Source organism: Maribacter sp. TH_r10 (assembly GCF_033101095.1).
GTDB lineage: Bacteria > Bacteroidota > Bacteroidia > Flavobacteriales > Flavobacteriaceae > Maribacter_A > Maribacter_A luteus.
The window spans coordinates 1-319 of sequence record NZ_JAWMPY010000053.1 but is presented as its reverse complement, the minus strand read 5'-3'; the positions used below and the strand labels follow the sequence as shown (position 1 = coordinate 319).

Annotated in this window: 1 protein-coding gene and 1 pseudogene; both read left to right on the top strand. The window is 41.4% G+C overall.

The window, feature by feature from the left end; translation table 11 throughout:
• Positions 1-109, top strand: a pseudogene (locus R3X28_RS19300) (5-dehydro-4-deoxy-D-glucuronate isomerase); the annotation flags it as partial.
• 18 nt (positions 110-127) lie between these two features.
• A partial coding sequence (locus tag R3X28_RS19295) for an SDR family NAD(P)-dependent oxidoreductase (RefSeq protein WP_317666527.1) occupies positions 128-319 on the top strand: 192 nt, incomplete at its 3' end.

Sequence of the window (319 nt, the reverse complement as noted above, 5' to 3'; positions counted from 1 at the left end):
TATCCACTGTGGATCGGGAACATCCAACTATACCTTTATTTGGGGTATGGCCGGTGAAAACTTGGATTATGGAGATATGGATGTCGCAAAAATCACGGAATTAAGATAAAACATAAACTACACAATAATGTCAATTAATTTATTTGATTTAACAGGAAAGGTTGCATTGGTAACTGGGGCTGTACATGGTTTGGGAATGGCTATGGCGAAAGGTTTGGGCCACGCTGGTGCTAAAATCGTAGTTAACGAACGTACCTCATTGGAAAAAGTGAATAGCGCAGTTGAGGAATATCGCTCAGAAGGCATTGATGCCCATGGC